The sequence below is a fragment of the Brevibacterium sp. AGC70 genome, assembly GCF_057334195.1.
In genome coordinates, this window is record NZ_JBHFIH010000009.1 from 322,809 (window position 1) to 337,242 (window position 14,434).

The following is a 14,434-nucleotide window of genomic DNA, read 5'->3' on the forward strand; positions in this document are numbered from 1 at the left end:
CCCCCCCCCCCCGGACTCAGATCAGGGTGGGCTTGACGTCCAGGACGCGTGAGAGCAGTCCCGAGATGAACCCTGGCGAGTCGTCCGTTGAGAACTGTTTGGCCAGCGAGACGGCTTCGTCGATGGCTGCCTTGTCAGGCACCTCATCGTTGAAGAGGATCTCCCAGGTTCCGATCTGGAGCAGGGCCAGGTCGACGGCCGGCATCCGCTCCAGAGTCCAGCCCTCCGCGTAGGTGGCGATGATCTCGTCGATCTCGTCACGATGGCTCGTGACTCCTTCGACGATCTCCACCGCGTAGGCCTTCATCGGATAGTCGGGGTCGTTGGACCGCATGGTCACGACCTGATCGGTGTCGAGGCGACGCTGTCCTGCCTCGAACATGAGTTCCAAGGCCCGACGGCGGGCCCGCGTTCGTGCTGACACTTACTTGACGCGACCCAGGTAGTCGCCGTTGCGGGTGTCCACCTTGACCTTGGTGCCCTCTTCGAGGAACAGGGGCACCTGGATGTCGTAGCCGGTCTCCAGCGTTGCAGGCTTGGAGCCACCGGTCGAGCGGTCGCCCTGCAGTCCAGGTTCCGTGTGGGTGATCAGCAGCTCGACCGAAGGCGGCAGTTCCACAGAGAGCGCGGTGCCCTCGTGGAAGGAGATCTGCAGGTTCTGGTTCTCGAGCATGTAGTTGGCGGCATCGCCGACGAGGTCGGGAGAGACGCTGACCTGGTCGTAGTCCTCGGCGTCCATGAAGACGTAGTCGGTGCCGTCATGGTAGAGGTACTGCATATCGCGACGGTCGACATTGGCTGTCTCGACCTTGGTCCCGGCGTTGAAGGTCTTGTCGATGATCTTGCCGGAGATGACGTTCTTGAGCTTGGTGCGGACGAATGCCGGACCTTTGCCGGGCTTGACGTGCTGGAACTCCAGCACCTGCCACAGCTGCTTGTCGATATTGAGCACAAGGCCGTTCTTCAGGTCGTTGGTTGAAGCCACTAATTCGTCCTTCTTCGTGTCAGTCTTGGCCACCGCGAGGTGATTTGGTGTGTCTGGCAGTTTCGCCAAACAGCAATTCTAGCAAGCTCGGGTAGCAGCTGCCATCTTGGGCCACTCAGCCCAGATCTGTGCCGAGCATGACGCGGGGCGAGTCCTCGCCGATCTCCTGGTAGGCCGTGTGGAGAATTGAGACGTCCGGGATCTCCACCGTCGTGGGTGCGCCCACCTCGCTCAGCAGCACCATGCGCAGCATCGAACCGCGCGCCTTCTTGTCTCGCTTCATCGTATCCAGGAGCTGCGGCCAGACATCGGCACGGTAGGCGATGGGCAAGCCCAGCTTGGTCAGCAGCTCACGATGGAGGTCGACGGTCTCCGGCGAGAGGCTCTTGACCATCGCCGCTACCTCGGCGGCGAAGACCATGCCCACGGATACCGCGGCGCCGTGGCGCCACTGATAGCGCTCTTTGTGCTCGATGGCGTGGGCGAGGGTGTGGCCGTAGTTGAGGATCTCGCGGCGTCCGGACTCCTTGTAGTCGTCTGCGACGACCTCGGCCTTGACGGCGATGGCGCGTTCGATGAGCTCACGCAGGACGGGACCATCCACCTCGGCAATCTCAGCCTTCGAATGCCTGCTCACCAGATCGAGGATCGCAGGATCGGCGATGAAGCCGGTCTTGACCACCTCGGCGAGGCCGGTGAAGAGCTCGTTCTCCGGCAGCGTCTGCAGGGTGTCGAGGTCCACGAGGACGCCCTGGGGCGCGTGGAAGGAACCGACGAGGTTCTTGCCTTCAGCGGTGTTGATTCCGGTCTTGCCGCCGATGGCCGCATCGACCATTCCGAGGACCGTGGTGGGAATGTGGATGACGGAGATTCCGCGCAGCCAGGTTGCTGCGACGAAGCCGCCGAGGTCGGAGACGGCTCCTCCGCCGACAGTGATGATGGCATCGGTGCGGGTGAAGTCGCTCTGACCGAGGACCTGCCAGCAGAACGCGGCGACCTGCACATGTTTGGCTTCCTCCGCATCCGGGATCTCGGCCACAATCGCATCGAGACCCGTTGCACGCAGGTCATCACGGACCGTCTCCCCTGTTGTCCGCAGAGCCCGCGGATGGATGACGAGCACCTTCTCGACGCGGGGACCGAGGAGCTCGGGAAGTTCGCCCAGGAGACCTTGGCCCACGAGAACCGGATAGTTCCCGCCGGCTTCGACATTGATGCGTGTGAGACTCATTCGTGCACTTTCCCCTTTGCTGCCTCCGGGCATGACATGACCGCGGTGGCTGAACTCTGAACCGGTTGCGACTTCAAGCCTAACTCTCCGGGTCGCGGCCCGAGTACTTGGCATACTCCTCCGCGCGCTGCAGACCGGTGAGGACGTCGACGACGCGGTTGACGATGGTCGAGGGATGCGAATTCGAGGCATGTACACGGAAGGTCGCGACCTGATCATAGAGAGGTTCACGCTCGTTCACGAGCGCCAACCAGTTCTCGACCGGGGTTCCCGCACCGCGCAGCAGCGGTCTGTGCGGGGAGTTCAGTCGAGTCACGACGGTGTCGACATCGATGTCGATGTGCACGACCTTGATCGCGGGATGGCCCAGCTGGGCACGGGTGCCCGGGTTGAGGATCGCTCCCCCGCCCAGGGAGACGATGCCTGGACGGTCGAGCAGACGACGCAGGGCGCGCCGGACGACCTCGCGTTCGATCCGTCGGAAATGGTCCTCACCACGCTCGACGAAGATCTCTGCGATGACGCCGTACTTGTCGACGATGTTCGCATCGGTGTCGATGAGCGGCAGATCGAGTCGATCAGCCAGGAGACGACCGATCGTGGATTTGCCGGCCGCAGGCGGTCCAGTCAGGACGATGCGCGACTGCGAGGCCGGGACCGGTTCCAGCGGTGGAACCGGTTTCGGGTGCGGGCGTTGAGTCATCGGCCGATGCGGAGGTTCTCCGGAATGGCCGCCACGTAGGCATCCAGGTTCCGCTTGGTCTCGGCCACGGAGTCTCCGCCGAACTTCTCCACCACTGCCTCGGCGAGAACGAGAGCCACCATCGCCTCAGCCACGACACCGGAGGCCGGAACCGCGCACACGTCGGATCGCTGGTGGTTGGCCTTGGCAGGTTCACCGGTGACGACGTCGACGGTGGCCAGAGCGCGTGGGACCGTAGCGATGGGCTTCATGCCTGCCCGGACTCGCAGCGGTCCACCTGTCGACATTCCGCCCTCGGTGCCGCCTGCGCGGTTGCTGACGCGTCGGATACCTTCGTCACCCACGGCGAGTTCATCGTGGGCTGCGGACCCGGGGCGCCTGGTAGTGAGGAAGCCGTCGCCGACCTCGACGCCCTTGATCGCCTGAATGCCCATCAGGGCCCCGGCAAGTCGGGAGTCGAGCCGACGGTCCCAGTGGACGTGCGAGCCAAGACCGGGCGGCAGGTCATAGGCGAGGACCTCGACGACTCCACCGAGGGTGTCGCCGGCCTTCTTCGCAGCATCGATCTGCTCAACCATGCGAGCGGAGAGTTCCGGGTCAAAACAGCGCACGGGATCGGCATCGAGTGCGTCGACGTCCGTTGCCGACGGCAATGCTGGTTCGGTCGCAGTCTCTGCGGATTCCGCAGCCGTGCCGATTGCCACGGTATGGGAGACGAGCGTGATGCCGAGTTCGCCCAGGAAGTTCGCGGCGATGGTGCCCAACGCCACACGCATTGCCGTTTCTCGGGCCGAGGCACGTTCGAGGATCGGTCGAGCCTCGTCGAATCCGTACTTCTGCATGCCGACGATATCGGCATGACCGGGCCGCGGTCGGGTCAGCGGGGCGTTCCGAGCCTGACCGGCGAGTTCGTCCTCGTCGATCGGGTCGGGGCTCATCACGGTCTCCCATTTGGGCCATTCCGTGTTCCCGACCTCGACGGCCACGGGTGAGCCCAATGTCTGCCCGTGTCGCACTCCGCCGAGGAGGCGAACCTCGTCGGCTTCGAACTTCATCCGCGCTCCACGGCCATAGCCCAGTCTGCGTCGAGCTAAGCTCGCGCGGATGTCTTCCCTGGTGATAGGAACGTGGGCGGGAAGCCCCTCAATGATCCCAGTCAGCGCTTCGCCGTGGGATTCGCCTGCAGTCAGCCATCTCAACATTCAACCGATTCTACAAAAGGATTGGGCCAAGCACCGACCCGAACCACATTCCGGATAGCATTGCCGGTCCGAATGCGATCGTCGTCGCCTTCAGGCTGCGTTTCGCAGCGGCTGCCAGGAGGGCTGCGATGCCGGCGATGAGCATCATGATGATGAAGACGAGCGCCGGTGCCCATGGGGAGAACAGTGTGGGCACACCGAATACGACGAACGCCAGTTTGACGTCGCCGAGACCCATCGTGCGCGCGTGCATCACCCGTCCGCTCAGGTAGAGGACGCCGAAGAACAGGACCCCGGCGACTCCGGCGATGAGACCGAGGCCCCAGATGGCGGACTCCCCCAGCAGCTGCCCGAGAACGAAGGTGAGAAGTTCGATTCCGATGAGCGGATACACGATCCGATCCGGCAGCCGATGGATGACGATGTCGACGACAGCGAGGTACGGGGTGGCAGCGGCCGCTGCACCCAGGCTCAGAGCCAGCAGAAGCCGGTCGACGGACCCGATGTCGGCACTATGACCGGCGCCTGACATTGAGCCGGCATCGGATAGTGAGCCGGAGCCGGGTGCCGCGCCGGCGGCGGGGAAGAGCAGTGCGGCCGCAACTGCCAAGACGATGCCGAGGATCACTAAGGGCAGAGGGCGGAAAAGACGAGTCTTCGCGAGCACTGCAGCGTGGTCGTCATCGGCCAGCCACCACGAGGTGCTGCGGGCCAGGAGAATGCCGAGACCAGCACTGATGACGGCGCTGACTCCGATCGGCCACCCGTGGAGAACTCCGATGTCCACCCTCGCCCGCCCTTTCCGTCCTTCTGGTCAGTCGCCTGCCGGCCCAGGTCGATCTTCGAGTGCGCTGTACATGGCTGCTGTGATCACGGCGCGCCGCTCAGCGTTCTGCGTTGGGCCCTGAGTGAGGCAGGGCTCGGCATCCGCTGCTTCGGCCGCGGCGATGAACATCTCCGACTGTGCAACGGCCTGCTCGACGAGCATCACCGTGCCCTCTACCGGGATGAGGCCGTGGGATTCGGCTGCCTGAAGGAAGCCGGACTCCGCAGCATAGGCGACGTCGAGGGCAACTCCGCAGCGGAAGCCGGGAGACCACTGCAGTTCGAGGACAGCCTCGGCGGGGAGGGTCGAGATGACAACGGCGGAGGGTCCGATCTGTCTCAGCGGCGCGGTGGACGCCGACACTCCAAGCTGTTTGCTGAGGTCGAGGACCCGTCCGGCCCGATCAGGGTTTCTGACGAGGAATTCGACCGTGGCGATGCCCAGTTCGCGGCAGGCCAGCAGCGCCGAAGCCGCGGTCGCTCCTGCACCCAGGATGGTCGCTCTGTCAGCACCATCGCCGTCGGCCGTGCTCACGCCTGCAGTCGCGCCGAGACCTGCGGCCGTGGCCGATATCGCGGCGGTGACTGCTGCTTCCCGATAGGTGTTGAGACCCGGAGTCAGCGCGCGCACGATGCCCTGCACGTCGGTGTTCGCAACCGACGTCGCCCCACCTCGGCGAACCAGTGTGTTCGCCACTCCGGTCAGCCCGGCTGTGTCATCGAGGCCCCACCCATGGGTCAACGCGAGTTCGACGAGCCGTTCCTTCAAAGGCATCGTCAGCGAGAATCCGATCTGGCTTCGGTGAGCTGCCAGGAAGGATTCGAGGTCCTCCGCGCCGATGTCGAAACTGGCGTATTCGCTGCTGTGGAGGCCCAGGGCCTGAAATGCCGCACGATGAAGCAGCGGCGATTTGGAATGGGCGATCGGGCGACCGAGCACCGCAGCCGAGATCGTCATTTGTCGCCGTTGGCCTCTCCGTGCTCCTTGAGCCATTTCCGATAGATCTCGACATTCTTCCGATGCTCGTCGTAGGTGTCGGCGAATTTGGTCTCCCCGGTGTCCGGGTTCGTGGCCACGAAGAACTGCCAATCACCTTTGGTGGGATTGAGCGCGGCATCGACTGCTCCGGCGCTGGGCGAATTGATCGGTCCCGGTGGCAGCCCCTTCTTCTTGTACGTGTTGTACGGGCTGTCGGACTCGCGCTCCTCCTTCGTCGTCGTCAGGTCACTGCGGGCACCGTGGATATAGGCCACCGTCGCATCGGACTGGAGCAGTTCGCCGGTCCTCGAATCCTCTGAGATGCGGTTGAGGAAGACCTGCGCCACCTTCTTTCGGACCTCTTCGTCACCGGGCGATTCGATTTCGACGAGGCTCGCCAGGGTCATGATCCGATTCGCGTCGTCGAGATCGATGTCAGCGTTCTCGATCTCAAGCTTCGTCTTATTGACCATCTCGGACACGATGTCCTCGGCCGTTTTGTCCTGGTTCAGTTCGTAGGTTGCCGGATACAGATACCCCTCCAGGCTGGGGGCGTCGACGTCGAGGCCGTAATCCTTCGGGGTCTTGTCATCGATGGCTTTGTCGACGGCTTCGGCCTTCATTCCCGACTCGACCATCGTCGATTTGATCTGGTCGATCTTGCGGCCCTCGGCGATCGTGATCGTGGGAGGTTTGATCGGATTGACGATCGCTTCCACTGCTGATTTGGAACTCATCTTCTCGCGCAGAATGATCGGCCCGGCCTGGATCGTGATATCGCGGCGCTCGACCTCGTCGAGGAACGGCTCGGAGTTCATGATCACCCCGGCCTCGACGAGCTGATTGGCCACGGAGCGGGCAGAGGCTCCCGGCGGGATCTCGATCGTGACCTCGCTGGTGCCGGCGCCCTCGTAGTCGCCTTTGGGACCGAACAGGTCATCGAAGACTCCGCCGGCGGCTCTGACACCGAAGAATCCTCCGATGCCGAATACGAGCACGCAGACGACGACGATGGCCGTCGTCCGACGTCTGCGCAGCATCCGGCGGCGCTTCTTTGCTCTGAGGTCGGACCTGGTCAGCCCTTCGTCTTCCGAGAACTCACCTGGGAACGGGCTCATAGCTCACTCTCCTCGTCGGGCATTGCTCGACCGGCTGGCTCACCGGTGTTGTGTTCGAATTCGAGGGCATTCTGCAAAATGATCACGGCTGCCTGGGCATCGACGATCTCACGACGTTGACGCGAGTTCTTCCCTGCGGCGGCGAGGGCGTGGTGAGCCTCGACCGTGGTGAAGCGCTCATCGACGAGGCGGATGGGCGTCGACGTAGCGAGGCTGATTCGCCTGGCGAAATCAAGTGCGGTCGCCGCCGCCGCCCGTGCCGCGCCGTCGAGGGATTTCGGGTCGCCGATGAGCAGTTCGATCGGTTCGTATTCGTCGATGATCTCCCGCAGCGCTCTCAGCGCAGCAGGCTCGTCGGTCCTCCGCACCACTGTCAGCGGCGTAGCGAGGATGCCGTCAGGGTCACTGCTGGCGACCCCGATGCGCACCGAACCGATGTCGAGGCCGATACGTCGGCCCCGGCGGAAACTCACTGGAGAGCTGCCTTGACCGCTGTGATGGCAGAGGGGATCGCGGAGGCATCGCTGCCGCCGCCCTGAGCGAGGTCGGGTTTGCCTCCTCCGCCGCCGCCGAGTTCACCGCAGGCCAGTGACACGAGCTTGCCGGCCTGCTGTCCCTCATCGCGTGAGGCAGCGGTCGTGGCGACCACGACAACGGGTTTTCCGTTGCTCATTCCGATGCCGAGGACCACGGCGGATCGTTCCGAGACTCGACCGCGCAGGTCTGTGACGACTGTGCGGATATCTCCCGCATTCGAGACCTCGCCGAGTTCGGCGACGACGAACAGAGTTGATCCCACGGTTTCGGCGTTGTCGAGGAATCTTCCTGCTGAGGCCAGGAGCTGCTGGGAGTTCAGGCGAGCGATCTCCTTCTCCGCATCCTTGAGCTTGGTCATCAGATCTCCGACGCGTTCGCGCACATCGGTTCCCGGCACCTTGAGCATGTCGGACAGGGAGGAGACGATGCTGCGTTCAGCTGCCAGCGAGCGGAAGGCGTCCATGCCGACGGCGGCTTCGATGCGGCGCACGCCTGAGCCCACGGAGGCTTCGGAGAGCACGGAGATCGGCCCGACCTCGGACGAAGCACCGACGTGTGTGCCTCCGCAGAGTTCGCGGGAGAATGGCCCGCCGATGTCGACGACGCGCACGATATTCGGGTACTTCTCACCGAAGAGCGCCATCGCACCTGACTTCCTGGCGTCCTCGAACGGCAGGAATTCGGTCCCGACCTCGTAGTTCGAACGAACGGCGAGGTTGGCGACGTCTTCGATCTCCGCCCGCATCTGCGGACTCGGGGCTTCAGGGAATGAGTAGTCGAAGCGCATGTAGCCCGGCTGGTTCATCGAGCCGGCCTGGACAGCGTGAGTACCGAGGATCTCGCGCAGCGCGGCGTGGACGAGGTGCGTGGCGGTGTGCGCTTGTGAACCCTGGAACCTGTGGTCGCGGTCGACGACGGCCAGGACCTCGGCCCCCACATGGATCTCGCCGTCGATGACTTCGACTCTGTGCGCGGGGAGCCCCTTGATGGGATTCTGCACGTCGAGGACGCGGGCGGTGAAACCATGGCCTTTGATGAGGCCGATATCGGCGCGCTGTCCGCCTGCCTCGGCGTAGAACGGAGTCAGATCGAGGATGAGGTCGGCGGACTGTCCCGGTGTCAGAACTTCCTGGGCGAGCCCGTCGACGACGATTCCACGCACCCGGGAGTCGGCTTCGAGGCGGTCGTAGCCGACGAACTCGGAGGCACCGTCTTCGAGCAGCGCAGAGTAAGCAGAGAGGTCGGTATGTCCGCCGCCCTTCTTCGCCTTCGCGTCGGCCTTGGCTCGGGTCCGCTGCTGACTCATCAGGGCGCGGAAGCCCTCTTCGTCAACGTGGACGCCCTGCTCGGAAGCCATTTCCAGAGTCAGATCGATGGGGAATCCGTGGGTGTCGTGCAGAGCGAACGCCACGTCGCCGCTGATGGTCTTGTCCGACTCAGGCAGGGAGGCCGCAGCGTTCTGGAACAGCTGTGTGCCCGATTCCAGGGTCCGCAGGAAGGCCTTCTCCTCGGCGTAGGCGATGCGGGAGATGCGGTCGAAATCCGTCTCCAGCTCAGGGTAGGAGAGCTTCATCGATTCCATGGACACCGGCAGCAGCTCCGGCAGAACTTCGCTGGTCACGCCGAGGAGGCGCATCGCACGTACGGCACGGCGGAGGAGACGTCGGAGGATGTAGCCGCGGCCTTCGTTGCCAGGGCGGACACCATCGCCGATGATGATCAAGGAGGAGCGGACGTGGTCGGCCACGACTCGCATCTGCACGTCGGCCTCGTGATCGGCACCGTAGCTGTGGCCGGAGAGGCGGCTGGCGGCCTCGATGACGGGGAAGACTTCGTCGATCTCGTACATGTTCTCGACGCCTTGAAGCAGGAAGGCGACACGCTCGAGGCCCATGCCGGTGTCGATGTTCTTCGCTGGGAGGTCGCCGGCGATGTCGAAATCGACCTTCGACCGGACCTCGCTGAGTTCGAATTCCATGAACACGAGGTTCCAGATCTCGATGTACCGATCTTCATCGGCCACGGGACCGCCTTCGACACCGTAGTCCGGACCACGGTCGAAGTAGATCTCGGAGCAGTAGCCGCCGGGGCCGGGCTGACCGGTGTGCCAGAAATTGTCCTCGTTGTCGCGCGGCTGGATGCGCTCTCGTGGAATCGAGGTCTCCTCGAGCCACAGGTCGATGGTCTCGATATCGTCCTCATGGACTGTTGCCCACAGGCGGTTCTCGTCGAAGCCGAGACCACCGTCGTCCACGGGGTTCGTCAGCAGTCCCCAGGCGAAGCGAATGGCTTCGCGCTTGAAGTAGTCGCCGAAGGAGAAATTGCCATTCATCTGGAAGAAGGTGCCGTGGCGGGTGGTCTTTCCGACCTCTTCGATGTCGCCGGTGCGCACGCATTTCTGCACGCTCGTGGCGCGATTGAATGGGGCGGGCTCCCGACCGGAGAGATACGGGATGAACTGAACCATACCCGCGATGTTGAACAGGATCGATGGATCCGAGCTGATCACCGACGCTGAGGGGACGACTGCGTGCCCATTCGCTTCGAAGTAGTCCAACCAGCGCTGTTTGATCTCTGCCGTCTTCATCCAAGGCCTTTCACATGTTGCGTGTGCACTCTTGCACTCATCAGTGATTAGTTTAGTGGCTCATCCGCATTATGCGAGGTGCCGACGCTGCGCGCCGTCGACTTGCGTATGAATGCACAACTGCCCGGAACTCGACGTTCCGGGCAGTTGATGCCGTGCGATCCCTCTGGGGTGATCAGCGCGAGTAGTGCTCGACGACCAGCTGAACATCAACGGTCACAGGAACCTCTTCGCGCTTGGGGCGACGAAGCAGGGTGGTCTGCAGACCTTCGAGGTTGACATTGAGGTAGCCGGGAACTGCAGGGAGAACATCCTTGTGTCCACCGGCTGCTGCGACCTGGAACGGATCCATCGATGCACTGCGCTCGTGAACCTGGATGGTCTGTCCTTCCTTCACGCGGAATGAAGGACGATCGACGCGCTGGCCGTCAACGGTGATGTGACGGTGCACGACGAACTGACGCGCCTGGGCGATGGTCCGAGCGAAGCCCGAACGCAACACCAGCGCGTCGAGACGCATTTCGAGGAGCTCGACCATGGTCTCACCGGTCAGACCGGAGAGGCGGCTGGATTCCTTGTAGATCTTGAGCATCTGAGCTTCGCGGATGCCGTACTGGGCGCGAAGACGCTGCTTCTCCTTGAGACGGACCGAGTAGTCGCTGTCATTGCGACGACGTGCACGGCCGTGCTCGCCTGGAGGATACGGGCGACGCTCGAAGTACTTCTCCGCTTTCGGAGTCAGCGGCATGCCGAGGGCGCGCGAGACGCGCGTCATCCGGCGGTTACGTGCTGGTGCTGGCACTGTATTACCTTTCATCAATATGGTGTGTCTCGACCGGCCATGGGTTCTCGCCCAAGTCGACACGGTTGTTTCCCTGGATGGGAAAGAGGGATTGAGCGTCGAGATCCGCTCGCACCGACCGCCTTTAGGGTGCAGGCACAACAGCAACCAATCTTAGCGGATTCCACTCCCCCGGCGCAAAGCGACAGAACGGGGAGTCGAGCGATGCGCCGCGGCGCTGCCGCGGGGTTGATCACAGGGCAAAGAGGATATCTGCCCGGCAGGTTCTGGTGCTCAGGCGCCGGTACGGCCGGCTCCGCCGTCGGGCCTTCGCTCGGTGGGCAGCCGCATTGCCGCATCAGCAACTTCGGCTCCCGAACCACCATAGATGTTGACGACGGTGTGGACTCCTGCCGCGGTGAGGGCGTCGGCCTGGTCCTGACGCTGGACCACTGCGGCGATGGCACCGTCGAAACCGGCTATTCTCAGCTGTTCGAGTGCGAAGGTGTTCGAGTCGTGGATCGCCATAGCCAGAATCACGGTCCGGGCGGTTCCACCGACGACAATGCGGTGCCAGAACTCGTGGTCTGTGGCGTCGCCCTCCAGGACGTTGAACTTCTCGTCCTGGAGATCCTCCACCACCAGATGATCGTTGTCGACACCGATGACGGACAGACCCCCTCGGTCGACCAATCGCTCATATGCACCGCGTCCGATGCGGCCCATGCCCAGCACCACCACCTCGGCGGTACCTGTGTCGATCGGGCGATCCGGTGGTCGCAGTCTGGCCTCATTCTCATCGGGCAGGATCTCATCGAGCCTGCCCACGATCTGCAGACTGTAGGCGTTGGCCAATGAGGAGATGATCATTGAGATCGCGACGGCCAAAGCAGTCACTGTCAGCCAGCTGTCCTCGAACACTCCATTGGCTGCCCCGACCGCCACCACGATGAGCGCGAATTCGGAGAAGTTGCTCAAGGCGAGACTGGTGCGGATGCTGGTCCGGTTGCGCAGGCCGAAGAGTCGACCCAACAGATAGAAGCTGAGGAAGTTGAAGGGGATGAGAATCACGCACAGGATCAACGCCATGAGCAGGTCGGCCCAGGTCGGGATCGCCTGCAGTCCGATGACGACGAAGAAGGCGACGAGGAAGAGCTCCTTGACGCTGAATAGGGACTTCGACAACTCGGTGGATCTGGGATGGCCGGCGAAGAGCAGACCCATCACCAAAGCCCCCCAGGTCACCATGGATGCCCACGGACTCGAAGGCCACGTATCCCGGGCCCAGTGCCATGACCACGCCGAAGAGCACCAGCAGCTCGCCTCGTCCCACACGGTCGAGAATGCGGCGCAGCACCCATGCTGCGGGGATCAGGAGAACGAGTGCGAAGGCCCATAGACTCGGCGGCTCCTCACCTGCAACGGTGATGAAGGCGACGGCGGCGATGTCCTGGAGGACGAGGATGGCGATGGCGATCTGACCGTAGTACGAACCGTCGTCGGAGCGGTCTTCGAGGACCTTGACCACGAGAACTGTTGAGGAGAACGACAGTGCGAATCCGAGCAGACCGATCGTGCCCAGTCCACCGTCGAGCGATACGACGCCGATGACCGCAGCGAACCCGATCGTGCCGGCTCCCACGAGAACACTGGAGATCATATGGAGCGCAGCCGTACCGTAGGCCTCGGGTTGGAGGAGGGATCGCAGATCGAACTTCAGTCCGATGGTGAAGAGGAGCAGAACCACGCCGAGGTCGGAGATCCGTTCGAGACCGTCGAATGCGGAGAAGCCGAGGAAGTGAAGCAGGAATCCGGCACCAAGGAAGCCCACCAGTGGAGGAATGCGCAGTACGCGCGCCACCAATCCCAGAGCGAGAGCGGCCGCGATGGTGACGATGATGTCCTGCACGTCAACCCTCTTCGGCCCCTCAGACGCCAGCGAACCGATCGTGGCCGCGGCTCTCCTTCATCCTGTGCACAAAACTACCGCGTCCCAGGGGTCAGAGGGAGGAATTCGGCGGCGAATATCGGCAGGCCGGTGCCTTTATCAGGGCCGCAGGAGTCTCTGCAGCATCTCGAGACGCTCACCCAAGGAGCGCTCCATCCCGTTGCCTGTCGGCTCGTAGTAGCGCTTCCCGCGCAGTGCCTCGGGCAGATATTCCTGGGCAGCGACTCCGTGAGGATGATCGTGCGAGTATTTGTAGCCCTCGCCGTGGCCGAGCTCCTTGGCGCCGGGATAGTGCGCGTCCCGCAGATGTGTTGGCACCTGCCCGGAGAACCCGTTCTTGACGTCGGCGATGGCTGCGTCGAGGGCGCGGTAGCTCGCGTTCGACTTCGGCGCCATGGCCAGGTAGGTGACCGCCTCGGCCAGCGGAATGCGTCCTTCCGGCATGCCGATGTTCTGCACGGCTGTTGACGCCGCCACCGCGATCGGCAGGGCCTGCGGATCGGCCATACCGATGTCCTCGGCAGCCGATATCACGACGCGCCGCGCGATGAAGCGGGGGTCCTCGCCGGCAACGATCATCCTGGCCAGGTAGTGCAACGCGGCATCGACGTCTGAGCCGCGAATCGACTTGATGAATGCGGAGATGACATCGTAGTGCTGGTCACCGTTCTTGTCGTAGCGCAGCACAGTTTCGGAGCTGGCCTCGGCACAGGCGGCCTCGGTGATGAGGATCGCGCGGCGATCAGTTTCCGAATCGGCCGCGTCATCAGTCGCGTCGTCGGCCGTGTCATCAGGCGAGTCGTCGGCCGCGTCTCCGTCGTCTGCCCCTGCGAACTCTGCCTGTGCGGCAGCGATTCCGGCGGCGGCTTCGAGGATCGTCAGGGAGCGCCGGGCGTCAGCACCGGCGATGCGGACGATGAAGTCCTTCGCCGCAGGCTCGAGTTCGAACTGGCCGGCCAAACCTCGTTCGCTGGTGACTGCACGGTCGAGGAGATCGGCAATGGCGGCATCGTCGAGCGGACGCAGCGTGAGCAGAAGCGAGCGGGACAGGAGTGGGGAGATGACGGAGAACGATGGGTTCTCGGTCGTCGCGGCCACGAGCACGACGAGGCGGTTCTCCACCGCTGGCAGCAGAGCATCCTGCTGCGCTTTCGAGAATCGGTGGATCTCGTCGAGGAACAGCACGGTCGTGCGCTGATACATGTCGCGCTCGCGCCTGGCGTTCTCGATCACCTGTCGCACGTCCTTGACGCCGGCGGTGATCGCGGACATCTCGACGAAGGTGCGGCCCGGCGCGTGGGAGATGACGTGGGCCAGGGTGGTCTTGCCGACCCCGGGAGGACCCCACAGGATCACCGAGGAGGCTCCTGCCCGGTCTCCCCCGCTGGCCTCGACGAGTTGGACGAGGGGTGAACCGGGGAACGTCAGATGATCTTGGCCGACCACCTCGGCAATGGTGCGCGGACGCATCCGCACCGCCAGCGGATCGAGAGCTCGCCCCGAACCGGCAGATGAACCGCCGACGCCCGGACCAGGCG

At 63.7% G+C, this 14,434-nt stretch carries 13 protein-coding genes and 2 pseudogenes; all 15 read right to left on the bottom strand.

Features of this window, described 5'->3' with window-relative positions; all coding sequences use genetic code 11:
- Positions 1 to 16 precede the first annotated feature (16 nt).
- Positions 17 to 424 carry a transcription antitermination factor NusB gene (nusB, locus tag ACE03M_RS06960; RefSeq protein ID WP_143921794.1) on the bottom strand — a complete coding sequence of 136 codons (408 nt, stop codon included), beginning with the start codon at positions 422 to 424 and terminating at the stop codon, positions 17 to 19.
- A complete protein-coding gene (gene efp / locus ACE03M_RS06965; protein WP_143921795.1) occupies positions 425 to 985 on the bottom strand; it encodes an elongation factor P in 561 nt (186 codons plus the stop codon).
- 115 nt (positions 986 to 1,100) lie between these two features.
- Positions 1,101 to 2,216: a 3-dehydroquinate synthase gene (gene aroB / locus ACE03M_RS06970; RefSeq protein WP_143921796.1), complete on the bottom strand. Its 1,116-nt coding sequence runs from the start codon at positions 2,214 to 2,216 to the stop codon at positions 1,101 to 1,103.
- A gap of 79 nt (positions 2,217 to 2,295) precedes the next feature.
- Positions 2,296 to 2,919 (bottom strand): shikimate kinase, encoded by a 624-nt coding sequence (locus ACE03M_RS06975; protein ID WP_143921797.1) that lies wholly within the window; start codon positions 2,917 to 2,919, stop codon positions 2,296 to 2,298.
- Positions 2,916 to 4,121, bottom strand: a complete 1,206-nt coding sequence (aroC, locus tag ACE03M_RS06980; protein WP_485933268.1) for a chorismate synthase — start codon at positions 4,119 to 4,121, stop codon at positions 2,916 to 2,918. The genes ACE03M_RS06975 and aroC overlap by 4 nt, the downstream gene beginning before the upstream one ends.
- Before the next feature lie 10 nt (positions 4,122 to 4,131).
- A complete protein-coding gene (locus ACE03M_RS06985; protein ID WP_143921799.1) occupies positions 4,132 to 4,908 on the bottom strand; it encodes an A24 family peptidase in 777 nt (258 codons plus the stop codon).
- Between the two features lie 27 nt (positions 4,909 to 4,935).
- Positions 4,936 to 5,904, bottom strand: coding sequence for a shikimate dehydrogenase family protein (locus ACE03M_RS06990; protein ID WP_485933270.1), 969 nt, complete (start codon positions 5,902 to 5,904; stop codon positions 4,936 to 4,938).
- Entirely contained in the window at positions 5,901 to 7,043 is a 1,143-nt protein-coding gene (mltG, locus tag ACE03M_RS06995; RefSeq protein ID WP_143921801.1) for an endolytic transglycosylase MltG, read from the bottom strand. Before mltG ends, ACE03M_RS06990 begins: the two co-directional genes overlap by 4 nt.
- Positions 7,040 to 7,516: a Holliday junction resolvase RuvX gene (gene ruvX, locus ACE03M_RS07000; RefSeq protein WP_143921802.1), complete on the bottom strand. Its 477-nt coding sequence runs from the start codon at positions 7,514 to 7,516 to the stop codon at positions 7,040 to 7,042. The genes mltG and ruvX overlap by 4 nt, the downstream gene beginning before the upstream one ends.
- Entirely contained in the window at positions 7,513 to 10,167 is a 2,655-nt protein-coding gene (alaS, locus tag ACE03M_RS07005; RefSeq protein ID WP_485933272.1) for an alanine--tRNA ligase, read from the bottom strand. The genes ruvX and alaS overlap by 4 nt, the downstream gene beginning before the upstream one ends.
- A 175-nt stretch (positions 10,168 to 10,342) precedes the next feature.
- Positions 10,343 to 10,942, bottom strand: coding sequence for a 30S ribosomal protein S4 (rpsD, locus tag ACE03M_RS07010; RefSeq protein WP_186293019.1), 600 nt, complete (start codon positions 10,940 to 10,942; stop codon positions 10,343 to 10,345).
- Positions 10,943 to 11,242: 300 nt separating this feature from the next.
- A complete protein-coding gene (locus tag ACE03M_RS07015) occupies positions 11,243 to 11,845 on the bottom strand; it encodes an NAD(P)-binding protein (protein WP_485933358.1) in 603 nt (200 codons plus the stop codon).
- 21 nt (positions 11,846 to 11,866) lie between these two features.
- A pseudogene (locus tag ACE03M_RS07020) lies at positions 11,867 to 12,196 on the bottom strand (cation:proton antiporter domain-containing protein); the annotation flags it as partial.
- A gap of 40 nt (positions 12,197 to 12,236) precedes the next feature.
- Positions 12,237 to 12,857 (bottom strand): annotated as a pseudogene (locus ACE03M_RS07025) (cation:proton antiporter domain-containing protein); the annotation flags it as partial.
- Between the two features lie 138 nt (positions 12,858 to 12,995).
- On the bottom strand, positions 12,996 to 14,434 hold a 1,439-nt coding region (locus tag ACE03M_RS07030; protein WP_485933273.1), incomplete at its 5' end, for a replication-associated recombination protein A.

Bases quoted from the DNA above. Each gene is read 5' to 3' on its own strand.
- aroB (WP_143921796.1), bottom strand. From the start codon at position 2,216: ATGAGTCTCACACGCATCAATGTCGAAGCCGGCGGGAACTATCCGGTT.
- ACE03M_RS06975 (WP_143921797.1), bottom strand. From the start codon at position 2,919: ATGACTCAACGCCCGCACCCGAAACCGGTTCCACCGCTGGAACCGGTC.
- aroC (WP_485933268.1), bottom strand. From the start codon at position 4,121: ATGTTGAGATGGCTGACTGCAGGCGAATCCCACGGCGAAGCGCTGACT.
- ACE03M_RS06990 (WP_485933270.1), bottom strand. From the start codon at position 5,904: ATGACGATCTCGGCTGCGGTGCTCGGTCGCCCGATCGCCCATTCCAAA.
- mltG (WP_143921801.1), bottom strand. From the start codon at position 7,043: ATGAGCCCGTTCCCAGGTGAGTTCTCGGAAGACGAAGGGCTGACCAGG.
- alaS (WP_485933272.1), bottom strand. From the start codon at position 10,167: ATGAAGACGGCAGAGATCAAACAGCGCTGGTTGGACTACTTCGAAGCG.
- rpsD (WP_186293019.1), bottom strand. From the start codon at position 10,942: ATGACGCGCGTCTCGCGCGCCCTCGGCATGCCGCTGACTCCGAAAGCG.